General features: G+C 72.6%; 20 protein-coding genes. 9 read left to right on the plus strand and 11 right to left on the minus strand.

What is annotated here, in order from left to right; translation table 11 throughout:
- Positions 1–76 precede the first annotated feature (76 nt).
- Positions 77–883, plus strand: a complete 807-nt coding sequence (locus tag ASC60_RS20995) for an SGNH/GDSL hydrolase family protein (protein WP_055553251.1) — start codon at positions 77–79, stop codon at positions 881–883.
- Here the strand turns inward: ASC60_RS20995 and ASC60_RS21000 are convergent.
- The 4 genes from ASC60_RS21000 to ASC60_RS21015 all read right to left on the minus strand — a co-directional run bounded on the left by ASC60_RS21000 (position 867) and on the right by ASC60_RS21015 (position 7,144).
- Positions 867–2,447: a serine/threonine-protein kinase gene (locus ASC60_RS21000; RefSeq protein WP_055553252.1), complete on the minus strand. Its 1,581-nt coding sequence runs from the start codon at positions 2,445–2,447 to the stop codon at positions 867–869. The two genes, ASC60_RS20995 and ASC60_RS21000, sit on opposite strands and share 17 nt — an antisense overlap.
- A gap of 45 nt (positions 2,448–2,492) precedes the next feature.
- Positions 2,493–4,163, minus strand: coding sequence for a nickel transporter (locus ASC60_RS21005; RefSeq protein WP_079038515.1), 1,671 nt, complete (start codon positions 4,161–4,163; stop codon positions 2,493–2,495).
- On the minus strand, positions 4,160–5,512 hold the full coding sequence (locus ASC60_RS21010) for a lipopolysaccharide assembly protein LapB (RefSeq protein ID WP_055553253.1): 1,353 nt from the start codon (positions 5,510–5,512) through the stop codon (positions 4,160–4,162). The genes ASC60_RS21005 and ASC60_RS21010 overlap by 4 nt, the downstream gene beginning before the upstream one ends.
- A gap of 117 nt (positions 5,513–5,629) precedes the next feature.
- Complete coding sequence (locus ASC60_RS21015; protein WP_055553254.1) at positions 5,630–7,144, minus strand: DUF4331 domain-containing protein; 1,515 nt, start codon at positions 7,142–7,144, stop codon at positions 5,630–5,632.
- A gap of 252 nt (positions 7,145–7,396) precedes the next feature.
- On the opposite strand from ASC60_RS21015, the gene ASC60_RS21020 reads away from it, so the two are divergent.
- Positions 7,397–7,660, plus strand: coding sequence for a hypothetical protein (locus ASC60_RS21020; protein WP_055553256.1), 264 nt, complete (start codon positions 7,397–7,399; stop codon positions 7,658–7,660).
- A gap of 187 nt (positions 7,661–7,847) precedes the next feature.
- Here ASC60_RS21020 and ASC60_RS21025 read toward each other — a convergent pair whose 3' ends face one another.
- The 3 genes from ASC60_RS21025 to hmgA all read right to left on the minus strand — a co-directional run bounded on the left by ASC60_RS21025 (position 7,848) and on the right by hmgA (position 11,282).
- The gene (locus ASC60_RS21025; RefSeq protein ID WP_370592950.1) at positions 7,848–9,053 is read right to left on the minus strand and encodes a type ISP restriction/modification enzyme; all 1,206 of its coding nucleotides are present in this window, start codon (positions 9,051–9,053) and stop codon (positions 7,848–7,850) included.
- 91 nt (positions 9,054–9,144) lie between these two features.
- Positions 9,145–9,894 carry a GntR family transcriptional regulator gene (locus ASC60_RS21030; protein ID WP_055553260.1) on the minus strand — a complete coding sequence of 250 codons (750 nt, stop codon included), beginning with the start codon at positions 9,892–9,894 and terminating at the stop codon, positions 9,145–9,147.
- Between the two features lie 41 nt (positions 9,895–9,935).
- Positions 9,936–11,282 (minus strand): homogentisate 1,2-dioxygenase, encoded by a 1,347-nt coding sequence (gene hmgA, locus ASC60_RS21035; protein WP_055553262.1) that lies wholly within the window; start codon positions 11,280–11,282, stop codon positions 9,936–9,938.
- Positions 11,283–11,349: 67 nt separating this feature from the next.
- On the opposite strand from hmgA, the gene ASC60_RS21040 reads away from it, so the two are divergent.
- Positions 11,350–11,994 carry a TetR/AcrR family transcriptional regulator gene (locus ASC60_RS21040; protein WP_055553264.1) on the plus strand — a complete coding sequence of 215 codons (645 nt, stop codon included), beginning with the start codon at positions 11,350–11,352 and terminating at the stop codon, positions 11,992–11,994.
- Between the two features lie 203 nt (positions 11,995–12,197).
- On the opposite strand, the gene ASC60_RS21045 is transcribed toward ASC60_RS21040, so the two are convergent.
- Positions 12,198–12,887, minus strand: coding sequence for a ribonuclease H (locus ASC60_RS21045; protein ID WP_055553265.1), 690 nt, complete (start codon positions 12,885–12,887; stop codon positions 12,198–12,200).
- Positions 12,888–13,067: 180 nt separating this feature from the next.
- On the opposite strand from ASC60_RS21045, the gene ASC60_RS21050 reads away from it, so the two are divergent.
- The 3 genes from ASC60_RS21050 to ASC60_RS21060 all read left to right on the plus strand — a co-directional run bounded on the left by ASC60_RS21050 (position 13,068) and on the right by ASC60_RS21060 (position 16,947).
- Positions 13,068–14,510 carry a CitMHS family transporter gene (locus ASC60_RS21050; RefSeq protein ID WP_055553267.1) on the plus strand — a complete coding sequence of 481 codons (1,443 nt, stop codon included), beginning with the start codon at positions 13,068–13,070 and terminating at the stop codon, positions 14,508–14,510.
- A gap of 80 nt (positions 14,511–14,590) precedes the next feature.
- Positions 14,591–15,847: an MFS transporter gene (locus ASC60_RS21055; RefSeq protein ID WP_370592951.1), complete on the plus strand. Its 1,257-nt coding sequence runs from the start codon at positions 14,591–14,593 to the stop codon at positions 15,845–15,847.
- Positions 15,844–16,947, plus strand: coding sequence for a Zn-dependent alcohol dehydrogenase (locus tag ASC60_RS21060; RefSeq protein WP_055553270.1), 1,104 nt, complete (start codon positions 15,844–15,846; stop codon positions 16,945–16,947). Before ASC60_RS21055 ends, ASC60_RS21060 begins: the two co-directional genes overlap by 4 nt.
- On the opposite strand, the gene ASC60_RS21065 is transcribed toward ASC60_RS21060, so the two are convergent.
- Complete coding sequence (locus ASC60_RS21065) at positions 16,944–17,462, minus strand: DUF402 domain-containing protein (protein WP_055553272.1); 519 nt, start codon at positions 17,460–17,462, stop codon at positions 16,944–16,946. The genes ASC60_RS21060 and ASC60_RS21065 overlap by 4 nt on opposite strands.
- A 72-nt stretch (positions 17,463–17,534) precedes the next feature.
- Here ASC60_RS21065 and ASC60_RS21070 point away from each other — a divergent pair, with 72 nt between their 5' ends.
- A complete protein-coding gene (locus tag ASC60_RS21070; protein ID WP_055553274.1) occupies positions 17,535–18,173 on the plus strand; it encodes a TetR/AcrR family transcriptional regulator in 639 nt (212 codons plus the stop codon).
- 30 nt (positions 18,174–18,203) lie between these two features.
- On the opposite strand, the gene ASC60_RS21075 is transcribed toward ASC60_RS21070, so the two are convergent.
- Positions 18,204–18,665, minus strand: a complete 462-nt coding sequence (locus ASC60_RS21075) for a MaoC family dehydratase (protein ID WP_055553276.1) — start codon at positions 18,663–18,665, stop codon at positions 18,204–18,206.
- Positions 18,666–18,830: 165 nt separating this feature from the next.
- Complete coding sequence (locus ASC60_RS21080; protein ID WP_055553278.1) at positions 18,831–19,448, minus strand: hypothetical protein; 618 nt, start codon at positions 19,446–19,448, stop codon at positions 18,831–18,833.
- A gap of 187 nt (positions 19,449–19,635) precedes the next feature.
- Between ASC60_RS21080 and ASC60_RS21085 the strand changes: the two genes are divergently transcribed.
- Both ASC60_RS21085 and ASC60_RS21090 read left to right on the plus strand, forming a co-directional pair.
- A complete protein-coding gene (locus tag ASC60_RS21085) occupies positions 19,636–22,461 on the plus strand; it encodes a penicillin acylase family protein (RefSeq protein ID WP_055553280.1) in 2,826 nt (941 codons plus the stop codon).
- Positions 22,462–22,625: 164 nt separating this feature from the next.
- Positions 22,626–23,678 (plus strand): LysR family transcriptional regulator, encoded by a 1,053-nt coding sequence (locus ASC60_RS21090; protein WP_055553282.1) that lies wholly within the window; start codon positions 22,626–22,628, stop codon positions 23,676–23,678.
- The last annotated feature ends 66 nt before the right edge of the window (positions 23,679–23,744 follow it).

Here is a 23,744-nt window from a genome sequence, read left to right on the forward strand (position 1 = left end):
TTCGAACGCGACGGCCCCGTTTCGGGGCAGTCGCGCCTCACATCGGCACAGGAGTGATCCTGCTAGGGAGATTCGAATGAAACTGTCCAGACTCACGGCGGCCTTAGGGTCGTTCGTCGTCGGCGCCGTCCTCGTCCTCACCGGGGCCGGCGCCGCCCACGCCACCGGGCAGAGCGCCGGGCCCGCCTATGTGGCGCTCGGCGACTCCTACTCGTCCGGGGTCGGCGCGGGCAGCTACGACAGCGCCAGCGGCGCCTGCAAGCGCAGCACCAAGGCGTACCCCGCGCTCTGGGCCGCCGCCCACTCCCCCTCCAGCTTCGCCTTCACCGCCTGCTCGGGCGCCAAGACCGGCGATGTGCTCAGCGGTCAGCTCGGACCGCTCAACTCCTCGACCGGGCTGGTCAGCATCAGCATAGGCGGCAACGACGCCGGGTTCGCGAGCGTGATGACCACCTGTGCGCTGCAGGGCGAGAGCGCCTGTCTCACCGCCGTGGCCAACGCCCGTACGTATGCCCAGAGCACCCTGCCCGGCAAGCTCGACCAGGTGTACGACGCCATCAGCGCCAAGGCCCCGTCCGCCCATGTCGTCGTCCTCGGCTACCCGCGCTTCTACCAGCTGAACGGCTCCTGCCTCCTGGGCCTCAGCGAGGCATCGCGCACCGCCATCAACAACGCCGCCGACCTCCTCAACTCCGAGACCGCCAAGCGCGCCGCCGACCACGGCTTCACCTTCGGCGACGTCACCACGACCTTCACCGGCCATGAGATCTGCTCCGGCAGCGCCTGGCTGAACAGCGTCACCCTCCCCATCGAGGAGTCCTACCACCCGACCGCCGCCGGCCAGTTGGGTGGCTACCTCCCCGTGTTCACCTCCGCTGCTTGATCCGGCTGATCCGCGCATCGGAGGAGGCCCCGTCCGCCGGGGCCTCCTCGCACGTCGTGGTGAAGCCGACGTGCGAGGACGTCACGCCCTCCGGGCCCTTCGTCTCCACGGCGATCCAGTCCTCGTGGCGGCCGCCCGCCTGATACGACGGCTCGGTGTGGCGCACGGTGTGTGCCGTGTGGCCGCCGTCGAAGCGGGCCGACTTCCAGCCGCCGTCCGAGACCCGGCCGCTGCCGGTGATCCAGCGGTATTCGACCGTCGCGGGAGCGTGGTTCACGGTGAGCGTGGCGGTGAACGAGGGCGCCTTGTCGGGCGGCGGCGGGCAGGCTCCCCCGTAGGTGTCGCGCTCGGCCCTGATGACGACCGTGATGGTGGTCGCGGTGCGGGGGGTGTTCCCGGTGGCGTCCGTACGGTGCGTGCCGGTGACGGCCGTGCCACCGCCGGTGCCGCGGTTCTTGCCGTCCTGGCCGTCGTCGTCCAGCAGCGCCCAGGTCAGCCCGGCCAGCGCCAGCACGCCCAGCAGCGCTCCCGCCGCGACCGCGGCCACCGCCCGCCGGGGATACTCCGGCCGGGGCTGATCGTCCGCGGGACCGACGGGACCGGCGGGTCCGGCGGGGGTGGGAGCGGCCGGACAGCCGCTCGACGGGGCGGACGTCACCGGCGGCCGCGTGGGTGCCGTGGGTGCCGTGCGGCCGGTGTCCGATGGCGGCCGTACGCCGCCGGGCGTGCCGCCCGCGGCCACCAGTCGCAGTTGCCGCTCCGCCTCCGCGGCCGGCGTCCGCTGCCGCGGGTCCTTCCGCAACAGCCCCTCCAGTACGGGCCTCAGCGGCCCGGCCCAGCGGGGCGGCGGTAACGACGCGTCCACCACGGCCCGCAGCGTCGACAGCGGCGTGTCCTGCCGGAACGGCGAGAAGCCCTCCACCGCCGCGTACAGCATCACGCCCAGCGACCACAGATCCGCCTCCGGGCCCGGCGGCTGCCCGAGCGCCCGCTCCGGGGCGAGGAATTCCGGCGAGCCGATCAGCTCCCCGGCCGGCGTCACCGCCGCGTCGCCCTCCACCAGGGTGATCCCGAAGTCGGAGAGCACCACACGGCCGTCGTTCCCCAGCAGGACGTTGCCGGGCTTCACGGCCCGGTGCGGAACGCCCACCGCGTGCGCGGCCCGCAGCGCCGCCAGCACCTCGGCGCCCACGGACGCGGCCCGCGCGGGCGGCACCGAGCCCTCCGCCTCCAGCACGTCCGCGAAGGACAGTCCGCGCACCAGCTCCATGACGATCCACGGGCGGCCGCCCTCCATCGCCACGTCGTACACCGTGACCACGTTGCGGTGCGAGAGCCGCGCCGCCGCCCGGCCCTCCCGTTCCAGCCGGGCGTACAGCCGGTCGGTGTCGCGGTCGCCGAGCCCGGCCGGGGCCCGCACCTCCTTGATGGCCACTTCGCGGCCCAGCGCATCGTCGTACGCCCGCCACACCACGCCCATGCCGCCGCGGCCCAGTTCGCCGAGGAGGCGGTAACGCCCCCCGGCCAGCTGCTCACCCCGTCGGCCGAAACCCTCTTCGCTCATGGCCGAGCCCTCCCCCCCAACCGAGCAATTCGGGCTGAATGTACCTCAACCGAGCGTTGTTGCCGCCCCCCTGAGCACCAATCCGCAGCCGAGCGCGAGGACGACGGCGGCCGTCCCGAACGGCGACGCGCGGTGCAGCACGCCCAGGAGCCTGTGGCCCCGGCCCGCCCGCTCCCGGCGGGCCATCAGCCGTTCGGCCGCCTCCTGGCCCACGCGTACCGCCGTGAACCCGGCCGCCGTGAGGGTCAGCGCCAGCCCGATCCCGTACGCCACCACCAGCACGACCCCGAACCACGCCTGGCCGAGCGCGGCCGCGCCGACGAGCACGACGACGGCGGAGGGGCTGGGGACCATGCCGCCCGCGAAGCCCATCAGGAGGGTGCCGCGGAGGGTGGGGCGCAGCTCATGGGTGTGGGTGTGGCCGTCCCCGTGGTCGTGGGTGTGGTCGTGGGCGTGCGTGTGCCCGTGCGGGTGGTCGTGCGTATGCCCATGATCATGGTCATGGTGGTGGTGTTCGTGCTGGTGGGCCTTCACATGCCGATGTCTGCGCACCGCCTTGCGCAGCAGCCCCGCGCCCGTCAGCGCGACCAGCGCCCCGCTCGCGATGCCCAGCCAGGAGATCACCGAGGGCGCGGCCGCCGAACCCGCCGTCACCAGCAGCCCCAGGGCGAACACCCCCATCGTGTGGGTGACCGTCACCGACGCGCCCAGCGCCAGCACATCGCGCAGCGCGCTGCGCCCGCCGGCCGCGGCGGCCGCCGCCATCATCGTCTTCCCGTGGCCCGGGGCGAGCGCGTGCATCGCGCCCAGCAGGACCGCGATGCCGAAGGCGGTGAGCGCGAAACCGAAAGTGATGTCGTGCCGCGCCACCATCGAGGTGAGCGCCTGCGTCCAGCGGTCCGCGCCGCGCGGCAGCACCGACGAACCCACCGCGTCGTCCCGGTCGGACGCCGGGGTCGTCGCGGCGAGCGCAGGGCCGCCCGGCTCCACCCGGAGGGTGGCCGTGCGCTGGTCCAGCGGCGAGGAGAGCTGGCCCTTGGGGTAGCTGGTCAGCCGGTGGGAGACCGAACGGGCGGGGGCGGTGGATTCGGTGAGCGTCATCCGGTCGCCCCGGGCCGTCAGCTCGCGCCAGCCGGGGCCGGTGCCGACGTCGTGGGGGCGGTAGCCGATGGCCGCCTCGCGCGCGGGCGTCAGCTTCGCCGTCAGCCGGCAGCTCACCCGCAGCGTGGGCAGCCCGGCCTGGCCGGGCCGGTCGCGGGCCGCGGCGCGCTGGACGCGTACGTCGGTCTCGCGGCCGTCGACGGTCAGCCGGGCCTTGTCCGCGGCGGTCGCGCAGCGGGTCTCGGCCCAGGCGGCCAGCTCGCTCCGGGAGAGCGCGTCGTCGCCGTTCCGGTCGATCTGTGCCTTCGCCTGCGCGGACGGGATCTCGGCCAGGTCCTCGACGTGGTCGACGCGGACGGCGTCCCGCGCGATGACCAGGCCGTCGTAGCGGTTGACGGTGAAGTTGCCGAGCGGATGCGCCTCGGCGCTCCCGGCGGGCACCAGCACCGCCGCCACGGCTCCCGCCAGCACGCCGGCCGCCGCGAGCCGCCGCGAGCGCCGCCGGGCCGGGGGCCGGGGCCCGGGCCCCGGTGGGGGTGTGGGGGCGGAGCCGCCGTCGTGGGCGGCCGGGGTCTTGCCCCCGGACCGGGAAGGGGCGGGGCGGGGAGAGGTCATCGCGCACCACCCAGCCGCTTCAGCGCCGCCTTCGCGTCACGAGCGCCCGTCGGCGAGAACCCCGGGTTGAGATCGAGGGCGTCGGCGAGGTGGCCACGGGCGGCCTTCTCATCGCCCAGGGACTTCTCGATCATGCCCCGGTGGTAGAGGAACGCCGCATTGCGGTAGCCCGGTCCGGCCGCCCGCTCGGCGGCGTCCAGGGCCTCGCGGTCCTTGCCGTTGCGGTGCAGCGCCCAGGCCAGCGCGTCGGCGGTGTGCACCGTCCGCCGCCGGCCCCATTCGGCGCGGGCCGCCTTCAGGGCCTCCTTGACGTCGCCGTGGTCGGCCGCGACGAGGGCGCTGTCGAGGTCGGTCGCCACCCCGTTCGCGCGGGCCAGGGTGATCCAGGTGTCGACCACCGCGTACTGCTGCTTCGCCTTCGCCGCGTCACCACGCGCCTCGTACGCCTCGCCCAGCGCGGCCAGCTGGGCGGGCAGTGGAGAGCGCCGTACGACCTCCTCGAGATCGCGTATACCGGCGCTCACACGGCCCTGCGCGACCGCCGTGCGGCCGCGGTACTCCAGGGCCGGGAGATAGCCGGGTACGGAGCGCAGGGCGGTGCCGAAGGCGCGCCGCGCGGTGTCGTACCGGCCCTGGCCCCAGGCGAGTTGGCCGATCGAGGTGGAGACGTAGGCGATGTCGCTGGGCGAGGTCGCGGACTCCCGCGCGCGCTCCAGGACCTCGCGCGCCCCCTTCGGATCGCCGCGCAGCTCCATGACGTAGGCGAGCCGGGTGAAGACGGGGATGCCGGGCCGCACCGCGTCGGCGTGCTCGGCGGCGGCGTGGGCGTCCTTGTAGCGGCCCAGCTCCACCAGGGCGTCGATCCGGACGGCCATCGCCGCCTGGCCGTAGGAGTTGATCTTCAGCGCCTTGTCGGCGTCCCGCAGCGCGCTCGTGAAGTCGTGCCGGGCGGCGGCGAGGGAGGCGCGCCCGGCGAGCGCCTCGTCGTTGTCGCGCGGCTGGACGGCGAGCGAGCGGGCGAAGGTCTTCTCCGCCTGCGGATAGCGGGTGGGGTCGCCGGTGCCGCGGGCCTGTTCGATGTAGGCGGCACCCAGCCCGGACCAGCCGGAGGCGTCCTTCGGCTGGGCGCGCAGATGCTTCTGCAGGGCGCTGATCCGGCCTGCGAGGCCGTCCGCCGAGACCTGCTGGAGCGCTGCCGGCGCCCCGGCGGCGCTCAGCGACACCGGTCCGGCGGGCCGGTCGCCCGGCGTCCCGTCGAGTACGGACGAGGCGGCGGTCAGACCCACCGCGAGGGTGCAGACGACGGCCGCCGTGCGGACCGTGCGGGGGAGGGGTGGCCGGAGAGCCATGGGTGACAGCTGCCTTTCGCCGGGACGGTGGAGAGGGGGCGCGGTCCACACGGCTGGGAGCGTGCGATGGGGGCGGGACCGCGCCCGCGGGGTGGTGTGAGTGGCGGCGGGCGCCGGTCAGCGCCGGCGCGCGCGGGCGGGGCGGCGCGACTTGCGCATCCAGAGCAGGCCGAGCCCCAGCAGCAGTACGGCGCCACCGCCGGCCGCCGCGGACCCGGCGAGCATCATCGTGTCCTCGGAGGACCCACCGAGGCCCGAGCCGCCCTCCAGCAGGGACGAACCGGCGCTCTTCGAGACGGCCTTGGCGTCCGAACCGGAGCTGGGCAGCGCGAGGAACGGGAAGGCGCCGTAGAACTCCTGGTCGTTCTTGTCGACCGCGTCGCCCAGGTCGTTCTTCTTGCCCAGCAGCTCGCCCTCCACGGCCTGCAGCGAGATGTCCAGGACGTCGTCGAGCGGCCGCCGCCCGTTGGGGAACCCGGCGTTGTCACCGTCGAGCACGCCCAGCCGCTTGGGGTCCTTGGCGGGCGCGACGGAGGTGTTGAGCCGCAGCATCTCCGAGGGTCGGACGTGCGGCGGCTGGTTGAGCTTGGGCACACCGGTGAGGAAGACCTGCACGAGGTCGTCACGGGGGGTGTCCGGGGCCTCGATCTTGTAGATCTGCTCGATCAGCTTGGGCAGCTCGGGGTCCTTGACGGAGCCGGCGAACTGCGCGTCGTCCCACGGCGCCGAGGCGTTGAACTTGTCCTTGTCCTTGCGCGGGATGACGACCTCGTTGACCAGCGGGTTGCCGAGCCGGGAGACCTGCGCCCAGCCGCCGCGCGCGGTCTTGCGGTGGACGGTGGACCACACGCCGATCACCGGCTGGTCCTTGGACTCGACCAGCGCCTTGGTCGGCACCTCCAGGGCGAGGGACTGGACGTTGTATCCCTTGAGGGTGTCGTTGCCGATCTCGGACATGTCGCCGCCGTAGAGCAGGTCGAAGACCCGCAGATCGGCGAAGAAGGGGTCGTCGGCCTGACCGGCGAAGCTGGTCGAGCCGCCGCTGTAGCCGATCTCCTGCACCGCCTGGTCGCGGAGCTTCTTGTAGTCCGGCATGGACGCCTTGCCGACGTTCGACGGGGCGACCGGCAGGTCGTCGGCGAGCTTGGCCCGGGCGACGGCCCGCTGGTTCTTCAGCTTGAAGACCTCGAGGTCATAGCTCTGGGTGAAGTTGAGGTCCGGGTCGTCGAGCGAGTCGACCGGGCCGGTGTTGTAGAGGAACGTGTCCCCGTTCTTCAGATGGTCCTTGAACGTCCAGCGGAAGAGCAGATCGCCCTGGCCGTCGCCGTCGTTGTCGATGTGCAGGTCGTATCGGGCGTCCGTGCCGAACTTGTAGAAGTTCGGGCCGCCGGCCGGGTCCTGGAACGGCAGGAAGTTCGTGATCAGGGTGGTCCTGTCCGGCTTATCGGGGCTTTGGAACGCGTACACGTCCGTCGCGTCGTACTGCGGCTGCCCCGAGATCAGCGGCGCCTCGCGGTGGCTGGAGGCTTCGGCTGTCTGCGGCCGCAGCGCCGCCACGCCGACGGCCGTGAGCCCGCCCGCGGCCAGCGAGCAGCAGACGAGCCCGGCCAGGCTCCTGGTGAATGCGGTCATCGTGTCGGTCCTTCGCACCTTGCCGGATGTTCCTTCATGCGGCTATTCGGGGCGGAGGGCCGAATGGCTTGGCGCGTTCTGTAATTTGTCACGAAACGCAAAGGGGCTCCCACCGGGGCCGATCTTCACTGTATGAGCGTCAACACCCTTGACGTGGTGGTGAATCAGCGACCGGGGATGCGCGGGTGACGGCTCGGGGAGGTAGGGTTACTCTGCCCGGGGCGGGTGCCCTCGTACGGGTGGGGAGTGACAATGGAGCAGATAACGGTACGCAGCAGGCCTCGAGTGCCTGCCATTCATTGCGGGAGCGGAGCGTCCAGCGCGCGCCTCGACCGCCATCTCGCGGTGCTGGGCGGCCCGGCCGTCCCCGAGCGGGAGGCCGAGGGCGCGACGGTGCTGATGCAGGAGCTGATCGCGCGCGATCACGCACGCGCGAAGAACAGCCGGGGCGCCCGGGTGTCGCTGTTCGCGCCGCTGCGCCGGCTGCGGCGTTCGCTGTTCGGCAACCACGCCTGACCCACCGCGCCCGACCCACCGCGCCCGACCGCCCCTGCCAGGCGCGTCACACCCGCGCGCCCCGGCGCATCCGCGTCCCGGGCAGGCACCGGAACGCACCGGCCCGCTCCAGCCGGTGCTCCGTGCTGTGAGGCACGGCACCCCGCCGGCTTCCCGGGATGCGCGGCGCCCCGCGTCGTAGCGGTGGTCACAGCAGCGCGAACTGGCCCTCGGGCCCCTCCTCCTGGTGATCCAGCACCGACGCCGGGCGGCGGGCCGCGGCGGGCACCGGCAGCACCCCGGCGGCGCGCAGCTCCTCCGGCCCGACCAGCGGCCCTCCGTCCACCCGGTCGGCCAGCGCCTCCCGGTCCCGGCGCAGCTCGGCGAGCAGCGCCAGCACGGTGATCAGCTCCAGCAGCTCGGACGTCCAGGCCCGTGGCCACCCGGCCGGTGCGCCGACCGCTTCCAGCGTGCCCGGCTCGGCAGGCGCCGTACGCCGCCCGAACCATGCCTCCAGCACCCGCACCCCGCCCGCGTGCGCCTCCCACGCGGCCCGCGGTACGGGGGAGACGCGCCCCGCGCCCAGACGCAGGGCCGCCTCGTCCGGGTCGTAACCGATCGTGTCCGGCATTCCGCGCTCGGGCAGCGCGGCGCGCACATACGGGCGCTGGCCACCCGGCATGCGCGGGCGCTCACCACTGTGCGCCCCGCGCGTATGCAGCCACAGCGCACGGCGGCCCAGCTCCACGCCCGTCTCCCAGGTCTCGGGATCGGCGGTCAGCGGTACGGCGCACGGCGCGCCCCGGTGCGCGGCGGCGGCCCAGGCGAGGAAGTCCTCGGCGGCGACCGGCCGCCCGAGCCGCTCACCGAGGTGTTCGAGCAGCCCCGGCGCGAGATTGGGCTCGCGTCCGCCGGGGCGGCGGTACAGCGGGCGGATGCGCCCGGGGCGCCCGGCGGGAGAGTGGCCGTCCGGCAGCAGCGCCGAGAAGGTCAGCGCCGGGTCGGGGCCGGGCCCGCCCGCCTCCACCACGTGGATCTGCCGATCGTCCGCGACCCGCCACAGCTCGGGGCGCGCGGCGTCGAGCAGCCGGTGATCCGGTATCAGCCACAGCTGGTCGAACGGTCCGTGCCCGATCCGCACCGGCTCCGGACACGGCCCGTCCTCACGGGCCAGCCGGATGGTCGAGGTGGCCTGGCCGGGCAGCTGGCTCACGGAGGTGTGCAGCGTACGGGCGCGGCTCGGCCGGAACAGCGCCGCCCGCTCCGCCTCGTCCCCGGCGCCGACCAGCCGCGCCCAGCGGGCCCGCAGCGCCCCCGCGTCCGGCCCCACGACCCAGCCCCGCCCGAACCGTGGCGGCCGCACGGACCAGGGCATGAGATCCGCCAGCGGCGATGCGTCTCGGGTAGCCGTCACCCTGCCGCCTTTCACCCGGCACGTACGTCGGTCAGCCAACGCATCGTAGCTGTGTCTTCGGGAGCTCGGTCCGCCGTGCCGCATGCCGCGGTCAGTCGGCGTGGACCGTCACCGAGAACGAGAAGCGGTCGCCGCGGTAGTGGATGCGGGCCACGTCGACCACGCGGCCCGTGTCGTCGTACGTCACCCCCGTGTAGTGGAGGATCGGGCTGAGCAGCGGGATCTGGAGGAGGCGGGCGGTCTCCGGGTCGGCCAGGCGCGCTTCCACGGTGTCGGTGATGCGGCTGATCCGTACCCCCACCGCGTCCCGCAGCACCTTCGTCATCGGCCAGCGCGCCAGGTCGGCGAGGTCGATGCGGGCGGCGAGTTCGGGGCGCACCAGGTTCTCGGCCCAGTTCGTGGGCTCGTCGTCGCGCTCGTCCCGGCGCAGCCTGCGGTAGGAGGCGGCCTCCTCCAGGCCGGGGAAATACCCGGCCAGCTCCGCCGGGACCGGCGCCGGGCCGTGCTCCAGCACCGTGGTCCGCTCGCCGGACTGCTGGGCCACGATCGCGTCCACCGAGCCCAGCAGCCGCACCGGGGTGCCGCGCCGCGCGCTCGGTTCGATGAAGGTGCCGCGCCGCCGGTGGCGGCTGATCAGGCCCTCCGACTCCAGCTCCTTCAGCGCCTGCCGCATGGTGAGGACGCTGACGCCGTAGTGCTCGGCGAGCCGGTCCTCGGTCGGCAGCCGCAGCGGTTCATCGGGCCCGCGGCCGAGTATGGAGGCGCGCAGCGACTGCGAGACCTGGTACCACAGCGGCAGCTTGCGGTTGAGGGCGAGGGAGTCGGGGGCGAAGGTGGTCACGACGCGGCTCTCCGGTAACGGTCACAGCGGGCCTGACGGCATCACGCGCGGAAGTGGCGCTCCAGACCCTGCCACACCGCGTCGTACGCCCCCTGGAGCCGGTCCGACTCCAGCGCCTGCCGGGTGGCCGTCACCGGCCACCGCGTCTCGAACATGAAGGCCAGCCCGTCGTCCAGCTTCCGGGGCGTCAGCTCGGCCGCGCTCGCCGCCTCGAAGGTGTCGCGGTCGGGGCCGTGCGCCGACATCATGTTGTGCAGCGAGCCGCCGCCCGGTACGAAGCCGCCCGGGCCGGCCGTCTTGGCGTCGTAGGCGCCCTCGATCAGGCCCATGTACTCGCTCATCACATTGCGGTGGAAGTACGGCGGCCGGAAGGTGTCCTCGCCGACCAGCCAGCGCGGTGCGAAGACCACGAAGTCGACGCCCGCGAGCCCGGGGGTGTCGGACGGCGAGGTGAGCACCGTGAAGATGGACGGGTCGGGGTGGTCGTAGCTGATGGTGCCCATGACGTTGAAACGCCGCAGGTCGTAGACGTACGGCACATGGTTGCCGTGCCAGGCGACGACATCGAGCGGGGAGTGGTCGTACGTCGCGGCCCACAGGTTGCCGCAGAACTTGCTGACCACCTCCACCGGCCGCTCCACGTCCTCGTACGCGGCGACCGGGGCCAGGAAGTCGCGGGCGTTGGCCAGCCCGTTGGCGCCGATCGGGCCGAGGTCGGGGAGGACGAAGGGGCGGCCGTAGTTCTCGCAGACATATCCGCGGACGCAACGGTCCAGCGGCTCGACCCGGAACCGCACCCCGCGCGGGATGAGCGCCACGTGGCCCGGCTCGGCGCGCAGCAGCCCCAGCTCGGTGCGGAGCAGCAGCCCGCCGCGCTCGGGCACGATCAGCAGCTCGCCGTCCGCGTCGCTGAAGACCCGGTCGGTCATGGGCGCGTTGGCGACGTAGAGGTGGATCGCCATGCCGGTGCGCTGCGCGGCGTCCCCGTTGCCGCCCAGTGTCCACAGGCCGGAGAGGAAGTCGGTGGGGGCGGCGGGCTCCGGCAGCGGGTCCCAGCGCAGCCGGTTGGGGTCGGGGGTGGAGTCGGTGAAGGGGGCGCCGCCCAGGGTGCCGTTGTCGACGCGGACGAACCGCGGATGCGCGGCCGAGGGGCGGATGCGGTACAGCCAGGAGCGGCGGTTGTGGGCGCGGGGCTCGGTGAAGGCGGTGCCGCTCAGCTGCTCCGCGTACAGCCCGAGCGGGGCGCGCTGGGGTGAATTGCGGCCGACGGGCAGCGCGCCGGGGACCGCCTCGCTGCTGTGCTCATTGCCGAACCCGGAAGACCATGAGGAAGGGCCCAGCTCCTCGGCCGCCTTGCGCGCTCGCTCGATCCCCGTGCCCTCGCCCATGGCGTGCTCCCGACGCTGACGTACGAATCCTCTGTCCGACCATAGGAATCGAAGAGGGGTTACGTCAATGATCGGGCAGGATGGTGGCGTGCCCATACCGCCTCTCCGCCGCCCACCGGTCCAGCGCCGCAGCGCCGAACGCCTCGGCCGGATCCTCGACGCCTGCGCCGAGCTGCTCGACGAGATGAGCTATGAGCAGCTGAGCACCCGCGCGGTAGCCGAACGCGCCCAGGTGCCCATCGGCTCCGTCTACCGCTTCTTCTCCAACAAACGGGCGATGGCCGAGGCCCTGGCCCACCGCAACCTCGACGAGTACACCGCGCGCATCACCCGCCGGCTGGCCGGGGTGGGGCCCGGCGAAGGCGACTGGCGCGCGGCGATGGACGTCGTCGTGGACGAGTACCTGGAGATGAAGCGCGGCGCGCCGGGCTTCGCGCTCGTCGAGTTCGGCAGGCCGGTCCCGGCGACCGGCCTGCCCGACCAGCCCAACCACCTGGTGGCCGACCGCCTCCGCGCCATTCTCGCCGAACCCCTCGGCATCGACGGCACCGCCGAGGCCGACGAGCGCCTGCGGGTCGCCTTCCTGCTCGCGGTCGAGACGGCCGACGCCCTGCTCCGGGTCGCCTTCCGGGTCGACCCGGAAGGCGACCCGGTGGTCGTGGCCGAGACGAAGGAACTGCTGCGGGCGTATCTGGCGCGCGTGCTGGACTAGGGCGTGTTTCGAACGTCCCGCCTGCCCCGCGACGCCTGGCACGCACGCTCGCTGCGTTGTCGGGATCGTCCGAGTAGCCCACTACGAGGACGACCCTCCGCCTTGCGATCGCACGCACCAGACGCCGCGGGGCCCGCCCTCCGGGCGGACGGCGCTCCTTTCGCAACACGCCTTAAAGATCAAGCTAGCGTCCTGCCCGGTGCCTATCCGGCCGTCTTGGCTCCCGTCGCGCAGGCGGGGTGGCCCCAGCCGTCGGGGTTCTTCGCGATGAGCTCGCCCTTGGCGTACGGCTGGCCGCAGCGGCAGCGGCCGGGGAACTTGGCCTTGATCGAACCACCGCCCGAGCGGGCGGCCCGCGGCCGCGAGGGGCGGCCGCGGCTCGCCGATCGGGGGGCCGTCTGAGGCTCCGGCGGGGGCAGGGCGGAGCCGAGCGAGGTTCCGGCGGCCGCTTGCGTGCGGGCCGTGTGGCTGGCGGCCGCGTCCGCGGCGGCGTTGAAGGGGTCGCCGTCGACCTGGTGCGCGGGAACGTAGACGAAATCGACGGTGCGGCCGTCCAGTAGTTCGTCGATGCGCACCACGAGGTCCCGGTTGGCCACCGGTGAGCCGGAGGCGGTCTTCCAGCCCTTCCTCCGCCACCCGGGCAGCCAGGTGGTGACGGCCTTCATCGCGTACTGGGAGTCCATCCGCACCTGCAGCGGCGCGGCCGGGTCGGTGGCCTCCAGCAGCTCCCGCAGCGCGGTCAGTTCGGCCACGTTGTTGGTGGCGGTGCCCAGGGGGCCGGCCTCCCAGCGCTCCACCTCGCTTCCGTTCCCGGCGATGACCCATGCCCAGGCCGCGGGCCCGGGGTTCCCCTTCGACGCCCCGTCACACGCGGCGATGATCTGCTCAGCCATGCCCCGATACTGTCATCGCTTTCCTCACGCTTACGCCGCGCCGGCCGCCCAAGGGGACTGACCTGGGGTTTTGCGCTTATTGCTCACACGTCAAGACCTTGTTAACGCCAAGTTGCGCCACCTAACGTCGCCCCGACCGCCAAATCTGGGGGAGTTCAAAGGCGAACGTGAGGTAGCCACATGCTGACAATCCTCGGTTTCGTCATGATCGCAACATTCCTTGTTTTGATCATGATGAAAAAGATGTCCCCGATGGGCGCGCTGGTGCTCATCCCGGCGCTCTTCTGCGTCCTCGTCGGGAAGGGGGCGCACCTCGGGGACTACGTCCTCGACGGCGTCGGGGATCTGGCGCCCACCGCGGCCATGCTGATGTTCGCGATCATCTACTTCGGGGTGATGATCGACGTCGGCCTCTTCGACCCGATCGTCCGCGTCATCCTGCGGTTCTGCAAAGCGGACCCGATGCGGGTCGTGGTCGGCACCGCGGTGCTCGCGGCGATCGTCTCCCTCGACGGCGACGGTTCCACCACCTTCATGATCACGGTGTCGGCCATGGTGCCGCTCTACCGGAAGCTGAAGATGAGCCTGGTCGTGATGACCGGTGTCGCCGCCATGGCCAACGGTGTCATGAACACGCTTCCCTGGGGCGGTCCCACCGCCCGCGCCGCCGCCGCGCTCAAGGTCGACGCCAGCGACATCTTCGTCCCGATGATCTCCGCCCTCGCGGTCGGTCTGCTCTTCGTCTTCGCCCTCTCGTACGGCCTCGGGCTGCGCGAGCGCAAGCGCCTCGGCGTGCTGACCCTCGACGAGGTCACCGCGGGCGACCCGGAGACGGTGCTCGTCGGCGCGGGTGCGGGAGCCGGAGCCGAGGGCGGCAAGGGCACGGGCAAGCGCGTCAGCCTGGGCAAGCGCACCGGCGGCGCCGGGGGCGGTACGGACGCCGAGGCCCCCGCGAGCGGCCCGGCCGAGGGCGACGACGAGTTCAAGGGCCTCGACCCGAACCGCGCCACCCTGCGCCCCAAGCTCTACTGGTTCAACGCGGCGCTCACCGTCACCCTGCTGGTCCTGATGATCACCGAGACGCTGGACATCCCGGTCCTCTTCCTGCTGGCCGCCGCGGTCGCGCTCACCGTCAACTTCCCGCGCATCGCCGACCAGAAGGCCCGGATCGCCGCCCACGCCGAGAACGTCGTCAACGTCTCCGGCATGGTCTTCGCCGCGGCCGTCTTCACCGGCGTCCTCACCGGCACCGGCATGGTCGAGCACATGGCCCGCTGGCTGGTGGACGGCGTCCCCGACGCCATGGGCCCGCAGATGGGCCTGGTCACCGGGCTGTTGTCCATCCCGCTCACGTACTTCATGTCCAACGACGGCTTCTACTTCGGCATCGTGCCGATCCTCGCCGAGGCCGGTCACGCCCACGGCGTCGGCGCACTGGAGATCGCCCGCGCCTCGCTCGTCGGCCAGGCCCTGCACATGTCGAGCCCGCTGGTCCCCGCCGTCTACGTGCTCGTCGGCATGGCCAAGGTCGAATTCGGCGACCACACCCGGTTCACGGTGAAGTGGGCGGTGCTCACCTCCCTGGTGGTGCTGGCCGCCGGACTGGCGTTCGGCATCATCTGACCGTGACGATTTCGGAGCCCGGTAGGGGCTGGCTGCTGCGCCTGGTCATCGCCTTCTCCTTCGCGCAGGGGGCGGTGAACATGGCGAGACCGGCCGTCTCCTACCGGGCTCTCGCGCTGGGCGCCGACGCCCGCGCGGTCGGGGTGATCGCGGGCGTCTACGCGCTGCTGCCGCTGTTCGCCGCCGTACCGCTCGGGCGGCGCACCGACCACGGCCGGTGCGCTCCGCTGCTGCCGGTCGGCGTGGTGCTCATCGCCGCCGGATGCGGGCTCAGCGGTACGGCGGACTCGCTGACCGCCATGGCCGCGTGGAGTGGGGTGATGGGACTTGGTCATCTGTCATTCGTCATCGGTGCGCAGTCACTCGTCGCCCGTCAGAGCGCCCCGGCCGACCAGGACCGCAACTTCGGCCACTTCACCGTCGGCGCCTCGCTCGGCCAGTTGATCGGCCCGATCGCCGCCGGGCAGCTCGTCTCCGGCCACGACGGCGCGCTGGCCCGTACCAGCGCCGCCGCGCTCTTCGTCGCCGCCGTCGTCGCGGCCTGTTCGTTCAGCTCGCTGTGGCGGATCGAGCACCATCGCCTCGACAGAGCGGCGGGATGGGCGAAGGAGCCCGCCGAGGCGTCCCCCGCCCGGCGGGTGCCGGTGTTCCGCATCCTGCGCACCCGCGGGGTCGCCTCCGGCATCTTCATCAGCCTCGCCGTGCTGTCCGCCACCGATGTCCTCACCGCTTATCTGCCCGTCGTCGGCGAACAGCGCGCCATCCCGCCCGCCGTCGTCGGCCTGCTGCTCAGCCTGCGGGCCGCCGCCACCGTCGCCTGCCGCCTGGTGATGACCCCGATGATCCGGGTGCTGGGCCGCACCGTGCTGATGACCGTCAGCTGTCTGGGCGCCGGGCTGCTGTGCGCGGCCGTCGCCCTGCCGGTGCCCGCCTGGGCGCTCGGCGTGCTGCTCGCCGCGCTCGGCTTCTGCCTCGGCGTCGGCCAGCCGCTGTCCATGACCACCGTCGTCCAGGCCGCGCCCGACCAGGCGCGCAGCACCGCCCTCGCGCTGCGGCTCACCGGCAACCGCCTCGGCCAGGTCGCCGCGCCCGCCTCGGCCGGACTGCTCGCCGGGCTCGCGGGCACCGCCGCCCCCTTCGTCATGCTCGGCGTGCTGCTGCTCGCCTCGGCGGCGATAGCCGTACGGCCCCTGCGGCGGGCCCCCGGCGCGGCGACCCTCCCGGCGGCGCGCGGCCCTGGGTGCGGGCCCGGGGCGCGGCGCAGCGCGGTTTCGGGGAGGGGCGGGCCGGGGCAGGAAACCCCGGCCCGCACCGACCCCGAGGAGCCCACACCATGACCCGCGCCGCCGTCCTCCCCTTCCTCCGCACGCCGCTCCGCGTCCAGGACATCGACATCCCCGACCCCGGACCGGCACACGTGCGGGTGCGGCTCGCCGCGGCCGGGGTGTGCCACTCGGACCTGTCGCTGTCCGACGGAACGCTCCGCCAGCCCGTCCCCGCCGTCCTCGGCCACGAGGGCTCGGGCACCGTCACGGCGGTCGGCGACGGCGTGACGGGGATCGCCCCGGGCGACGCAGTGATCCTCAACTGGGCACCGTCCTGCGGCGGATGCCACTACTGCGGGCTCGGCGAGCCCTGGCTGTGTGCCAAGGCCGGGGACGCCGCGGCGCTGCCGTACGCCACGCTCGCCGCCGACGGCAGCGCGCTGTACCCGGGTCTTGGCACGGCCGCGTTCGCCGAGGAGACCGTCGTACCGGCGCACGCCGTGCTCCCGCTGCCGGACGGCGTACCGCTCACCGACGCCGCGCTGCTGGGGTGCGCGGTGCTCACCGGGTACGGCGCCGTCCACCACAGCGCGCGGGTGCGCCCCGGCGAGTCCGTCGCCGTCTTCGGCGCCGGCGGGGTCGGCCTCGCCGCGCTCCAGGCGGCACGCATCGCGGGCGCGGGGGCGATCGTCGCGGTGGACGTGTCACCGGAGAAGGAGGCACTGGCCCGGGCGGCGGGCGCGACCGAGTTCGTCCTCACCGGTGACGGTGACGGCGACCGTGACGCCGCCACGGCCAAGCGGATCCGCGCCCTCACCGGCGGCCACGGCGCCGACGTCGCCATCGAATGCGTCGGCCGTGCCGACACCATCCGCACCGCCTGGTCCGCCACCCGCCGCGGCGGCCGGACGACCGTCGTCGGCATCGGTGGCAAGGACCAGCAGGTCACCTTCTCGGCGCTGGAGCTGTTCTACTTCGGCCGCACCCTCTCCGGCTGCGTCTACGGCAACAGCGACCCGGCCCGCGACCTCCCCGTCCTCGCCGGCCACATCCGCGCGGGACGGCTCGACCTGTCCGCCATGGTGACCGAGCGGATCGGCCTGGACGGCATCCCGGCGGCCTTCGACGCGATGCTCGCGGGACGCGGAGGCCGGGCGCTGGTCGTCTTCTAACCCGTCTGTCCGTCCACCATCGCCAGCCACGGCCGGTACGCCTGCCCGAACGGCTCGGCGCCGCCCCCGACCGCCTCCATCAGCCACCGCCCCGCCGCCTCCGCCCGCGCGATGACGTCCGCCGGATACCCGTACCGCACCTGGTGCTCGGCGAACTCGTCCTCGTCCACCAGCAGCGTCGCCCCGTCGGCCCGCTTCCGCAGCACGTCCAGGTCCAGGTCGACCATGGTGACCTCGTCCGGGGAGACCCACTCCACCGGAGTGGTGATGTCGCAGTACACCTCGGTCGGGCGCGGCGGGGCGTTGAACACCGCGGTCCACCACGTCCCGCGCGGGAGGAGGATCACGTGCGCGCACTCGACGGGCACCTCGGGGCCGTACCCCTTGCGCGTCACCGAGTGGGCGGGCAGCCCCAGCCAGACCCCGTACTCGTCCTCACCCAGTCTGCGCATGCGCGTGTTCCAGTGCAGAGATCCGTCGTACTTCCGGTAGTTGACCTGGACCTGAGATGACATGCGGGGGATCCTAACGCCCGCCCGGGAGCCATGCCCTAAGCGCTTGCTCACCCTCCGTGTAGGGTGTCCGCCATGGACGTGGAGCGCAAGAACGCCGGGGGACGGGCCGAGGCGTGGGGGGACATTACGCCGGACGCGGCCCGGCGGCTGGTGAGTGCCGCCGTGCACGCCTTCGCCGAGCGGGGCTATCACGCCACCACCACGCGGGACATCGCCGGGCGCGCCGGGATGAGCCCGGCCGCCCTCTACATCCACTACAAGACCAAGGAAGAACTGCTCTACCAGATCAGCAAGGTCGGCCACCGGCTCGCTCTGGACATCCTGGAGGAGGCGCGGGACGGGGGCGGGACGCCCGCCGAGCGGCTGGCCGCCGCGGTGCGGGGGTTCGTGCGGTGGCACGCGGAACACCATACGACCGCGCGGGTCGTGCAGTACGAGCTGGGCGCGCTCGGCGAGGAGCACCACGCCGAGGTCATCGCCATGCGCCGGGACACGGACGCGACGGTGCGCTCGATCATCGAGGACGGGGTGCGGATGGGGGACTTCGACGTGCCGGATGTACGCGGCACCACGGTGGCGGTGCTGTCGCTGTGCATCGACGTCGCCCGCTGGTTCAACGCGCGCGGGCGCAGCACCCCCGACGAGGTCGGTGACCTCTACGCCGGGCTGGTGCTGCGCATGGTCGGCGCGGAAGACGCTCCCCAGGGGTAGAAGACGCTCCCGAGAGGTAGAAGGCGCTCCCTAGAGGTAGAAGCGGGACACCGTCTCCGCCACGCAGGCCGGTTTGGTGCCGCCCTCGCGCTCGACGGTGACCGTGAGCGTCAGCTGGATCCCGTCCTTCACCTCCGCCACCTCGGCGATGCGGCCCGTGGCGCGCAGCCGGGAGCCGACCGGGACGGGGGAGGGGAAGCGGACCTTGTTGCTGCCGTAGTTGACGCCCATCCGCACGCCCTCGACGCGCAGCAGCTGCGGGCTGAAGTACGGCAGCAGGGACAGGGTCAGATAGCCGTGGGCGATGGTCGTGCCGAAGGGGCCGGCGGCGGCCTTCTCGGCGTCGACGTGGATCCACTGGTGGTCGCCGGTCGCCTCGGCGAACTGGTCGATCCGCTTCTGCTCGATCTCCAGCCAGTCGGTGGGGCCGAGTTCCTCGCCGACCGCGGCGCGCAGTTCGTCGGGCGAGGTGAAGATCCTGGGCTCTGCCATGTGTGCTGCCTCCGGGCGACTCGCGATGCGGCTAAGCGACTGCTCAGCATGCTCGGGTGGCCAGGCTCCTGTCAACGCGCTGTGTGTGGCCTCACAGGCTGGGGGCGCTGTTCGCGGCGCGCCCGCCAGGTCCCGGCGGGCGCGCCCCCGGCCCGGGGCCGGGCCTCAGGCCGCCGCGTACCGCGTCACCGTCGCGCGGCCGGCGCGCCGGGAGGCCGCCAGCGCCTCGGTGGTGAGCAGCGGGACCGGCACCACGATGCCGCAGTCCTCGCAGACCGGTCCGGCCGCGGGATAGCGGTGCAGGTCCTCGCGCCAGACCAGCCGTTCCTGGGCGCAGACCGGGCAGGCCGATCCCGGGCCCGCTTCCATGGCCACGATCAGCCGCCGCAGGACGTCGGCGAGGCGGCCGTCGGGGTGGGTCGAGGGCGATTCGCACGGCATGATGTCGCAGCCGCCCCAGGTGCGCAGGTGCCAGTCGTCGACGGCGCTGGGCTGCCGGATGCCGTGGTGTTTCTCCAGCCTGCGCCGGGCGGCGAAGTCCGCCTCGTACGCGAGCCACAGGGTGCGGGCCTCCTCGAGTTCTTCGAGTGCCGTGATCAAACGTGTGGGTTCAGGCTGACGGTCCTCCGGGATGATCCCGGTCCTGGCGCACAGATGGTGCCAGGTCGCCCGGTGCCCGTACGGCGCGAACCGTTCCAGGCATTTGCGCAGCGAGGTGCGCCGGGCGGTGACGTGTCTGCGTGGATTGCGAACCTCTCGTGCGAGTGCTCTGAAACCGGCCACTTCTTACCACCTCCGCGAGTGCGGACCCGACTCGTTGTCGAATGGACGTAACGCAGCGCGATCCGGATCCATCGTGTTTCCAGAAACTCGCGAAGCAATCGGAACAAGGAAGTTGACGGCCGCTCATCTTCCGGGGTGGTTGTACCGCCGGTAACCTCCCCCTCAACTGCATCCGGGAGGAGCGGATATGCGTTTCAGAACCGGCAGGCTCACCCGTGTCGCGGTGGCCGCGGCCGCGGTATTGGCGCTCGGCGCCACGTTCGCGGCCCCGCTGCCGCAAGAGGCCCAGGCGGCGCCCGCCGCGCAAGCCGCCACCGACTACTGCGGGGGGCAGTGTTCCGACATCCTGCCGCCCGGCGCGACCGGCAACGCGACACTGGCCGACATCCTCGCCAACCGGGTGTTCGGCACCCACCCCGCGCACAGCGCCGACCAGCTCGGCCCGTACGGCGACCTGGCCCAGGGCTATCCGACGCTCACCGACGACAAGCTGAACACCTTCTTCAACGACTCGTCGTTCGGCGTCCCGGCCGACCAGGTCGAGTCGGTCACCAAGCCCCGCGACGACGTCACGATCACCCGGGACAAGAAGACCGGTGTCCCGCACATCCAGGGCTCCACCCGCGAGGGCACCGAATTCGGCGCCGGATACGCCGCCGCCCAGGACCGGTTGTGGCTGATGGACCTGTTCCGCCACGTGGGGCGCGGCGAGCTGACCTCGTTCGCCGGCGGCGCGCCCGCCAACCAGGGCCTGGAACAGGACTTCTTCCGCCAGGCGCCGTACACCGAGGCGGACTACCAGGCGCAGATCGACTACATCCTGGCCACCGGCGGCGAGCGCGGGAAGCAGGCGCTGGCCGACGCCCAGGCGTACGTCGACGGGATCAACGCCTACGCCAAGAAGGCGAAGGACGCTCGTAACTTCCCCGGCGAGTACGTGCTCACCGGGCACATCGACGCGATCACCAACGCCGGTGAGATCCAGCCGTTCAAGCTCACCGACCTGATCGCGCTGGCCTCCGTCGTCGGCGCCCTCTTCGGCAACGGCGGCGGCGGCGAGGTGGAGGGCGCCCTGTCGATGCTCGCCGCCCAGCAGAAGTACGGACTCGAAGAGGGCACCAGGGTCTGGGAGTCCTTCCGGCAGCGCAACGACCCCGAGGCCGTGCTGACCGTCCACGACGGCAAGGGCTTCCCGTACGCGGACAAGCCCGCTACGCCCAAGGGCACCGCGATGCCCGACCCGGGCTCCGTCACCCCCGAACAGCTGGTGTACGACCGCGAAGGCAGCGCCACCCCGGCCAAGGCCGAGGACCGCACCGCGGTCAAGGCGCCCGCCGAGCTCGACAAGCTGCGCGGCATCTACGACGACGGGGTGCTGCCCCGTGACCTGTTCAGCCGCAAGAAGGGCATGTCCAACGCGCTCGTGGTCTCCGGCAAGTACACCGCCGGCGGCCACCCCGTCGCCGTCTTCGGCCCGCAGACCGGCTACTTCGCCCCGCAGCTGCTGATGCTCCAGGAGATCCAGGGCCCCGGCATCAGCGCCCGCGGCGCCTCCTTCGCGGGCGTCGGGATGTACGTCCAGCTCGGGCGCGGCCAGGACTACGCGTGGAGCGCCACCACCTCCGCGCAGGACGTCACCGACACCTACGCGGTCGAGCTGTGCTCACCGGACGGCTCCACGCCGGGCAAGGACGCGACGTACTACCGCTACCACGGCGACTGCCTGCCCATGGACAAGCTGGAGCGGCGCAACGCCTGGAAGCCCACCGTCGCCGACTCCACCGCGGCGGGCTCCTACCGGATGCAGGTCTACCGCACCAAGTACGGGCTCGTGACCCATCGCGCCACGGTCGGCGGCAAACCCGTCGCCTACACCTCGCTGCGCGCCACCTACCGCCACGAGGCCGACTCGATCGTCGGCTTCCAGATGTTCAACGACCCGGGCTACGTGACCGACGCGAAGTCCTTCCAGAGCGCCGCGCAGCACATCAACTACACCTTCAACTGGTTCTACGCCGACTCCCGGCAGGCCGCCTACTACAACAGCGGGCTCAACATGCGGCGCGCCGATGGCGTCGACCCCTCGCTGCCCGTCAAGGCCGAGAAGGCGTACGAGTGGCGGGACTTCGACCCGGCGGACAACACCGCCGCGTACACCCCGGCCGCCGAACACCCCCAGTCCATCGACCAGGACTACTACATCAGCTGGAACAACAAGCTCGCCAAGGACTACAGCGCGGCGGGCTTCGGCAACGGCTCCGTGCACCGCGGCAACCTCCTCGACGACCGGGTGCGCGCCCTGGTCAAGAAGGGCGGGGTGACCCGCGCCGCGCTCGCCCGGGCGATGGGCGAGGCCGCCGTCACCGACCTGCGCGGCGAGGACGTGCTGCCCGAGCTGCTGAAGGTGCTGCGCAGCAAGCCGATCGACGACCCGGCGCTCACCACCGCCGTGCAGCGGCTGGAGTCCTGGCAGGCGGCCGGCGCACAGCGCCGCGAGACGAGCGCGGGCTCGCACACCTACGGCCACGCCGACGCGGTGCGCATCATGGACGCCTGGTGGCCGCTGCTGGTCGAGGCCGAGTTCAAGCCCGGTCTCGGCGGCGAGCTGTACGACGCGCTGCGCACCAATCTGAGCGTGGACGAATCGCCCTCGGCGGGCCACGGGCCGACCGGTTCGCACGCCGGATCGTCCTTCCAGTACGGCTGGTGGTCCTACGTCGACAAGGACCTGCGCGCGGTCCTCGGCGAGGACGTCAAGGGGCCGCTCGCCAAGCCGTACTGCGGCGGCGGCGACCTGGGCGCCTGCCGTGACGCCCTGCTCGCCGGCCTCAAGCAGGCCGCCGCCAAGCCCGCCACCGAGGTCTACCCCGGCGACGACAACTGCGCGGCGGGCGACCAGTGGTGCGCCGACTCCATCATCCAGCGCACGGTCGGCGGACTGACCCACGACAAGATCAGCTGGCAGAACCGTCCCACCTTCCAACAAGTGGTGGAGTTCGCCCGCCACCGCTGAACACCTGCCCGGTCATCTCTGAAGTTCCCGTGCTTCTCGCGATTTCCCTCGTGAATTCCGGAATATGCCTGTCAGGTCCGGACCAGGAATAGCGCCGAAGACGCTGCACTATGCTTCGAAACGTCAGGACGCGTTTTCTTGTACGGGGGAGCAGAAGACCGAAAATGTCCTCAAGCGATCGGTGGCAGTACCCCGCGGCGCTGCTGGACACCACAATGGATCAACTCCGCACACTGCTCGCGGTCCATGAGACCGGTACGGCGCTGGGCGCCGCCCGGCTCCTGGGCCGCGAGCAGTCCAGCGTTCAAAAACAGCTCGACACGATGAACCGGAACTTCGGCACCCTGTGCGGAGAACCGCTCGTCCTCAAACGGGGCCGCAGCCGGCATGTGCTCTTCACCGCCACCGGCGAGAGCCTCGCCGAACTCGCCCGCGGCACGCTGGACGGATGGCAGGACGAACTGCGCGACTGCCGCCGCCGGCTCGGCGGCCGGCTGGCCGTCGGCTCCACCCGCTACACCCTCGGCTTTCTGCTGAACGCCGTGGAGGTGGTCACCGCGGACTTCGAGAGCCGCGGCGTCGAGCTGAAGGTCGAGCACGTCCGCACCCGGGACCTGCTCCACCGGCTCGGCTCCAAGGAACTCGACCTGGTCTGCGGCAGCGTGCTGGCCACCGGGAGCGGGAACCGCGGGCTGGAGGACTTCGAGGTGATGCAGTGGCGGCGCAGCGGCCTGTCCCTGGTCACCAACCTCGGCGCGGGCGAACTGCCGGACCCCGCCGTCGCGGTGAGCGCCCTGCCCGGGGTGCCGCTCGCGGTCTCCGCCGACGGCCTCATCCCCGGCTTCCTGCGCGGCTGGTTCGGCGGCCGCTACCGCCAGGAGCTGCACATCGCGGCCGAGATCGACACCGTGAGTTACGGCCTCGAACTGCTCTCCTCGGGCGTGCTGCGCGGCGGGGTGCTCGTCACCCAGGGGATCGGCGACGCGGTGGCCGACGGGCGGCTGCGGACCGGCGCCGGGCTGCGCACGCTGCGGCTGGCCGATGACATCGCGCCGGAGCTGGAAGTGCTCGTCGGGGTCTTCGTACGGGCCGGGGAGCGCGCCGCGCAGGACGACCACCATCCGCTCAACGTGCTGTGGAACGCCCTGGCGGGGGAGAACGCCCGCTGGCGCCGGGTCATCGGCGACCAGCGCCCCCGGAGCCCGCGCGACCGGTGAGCCGCGCCCCGATGGTCATCCACCGGTCGGCCGATCGCCCTCTTCCGTTCCACATACCGACTGGTT

The sequence above is a fragment of the Streptomyces sp. NBRC 110028 genome (genome assembly GCF_001417735.1).
In the GTDB taxonomy this organism is placed as follows: Bacteria; Actinomycetota; Actinomycetes; order Streptomycetales; family Streptomycetaceae; genus Streptomyces.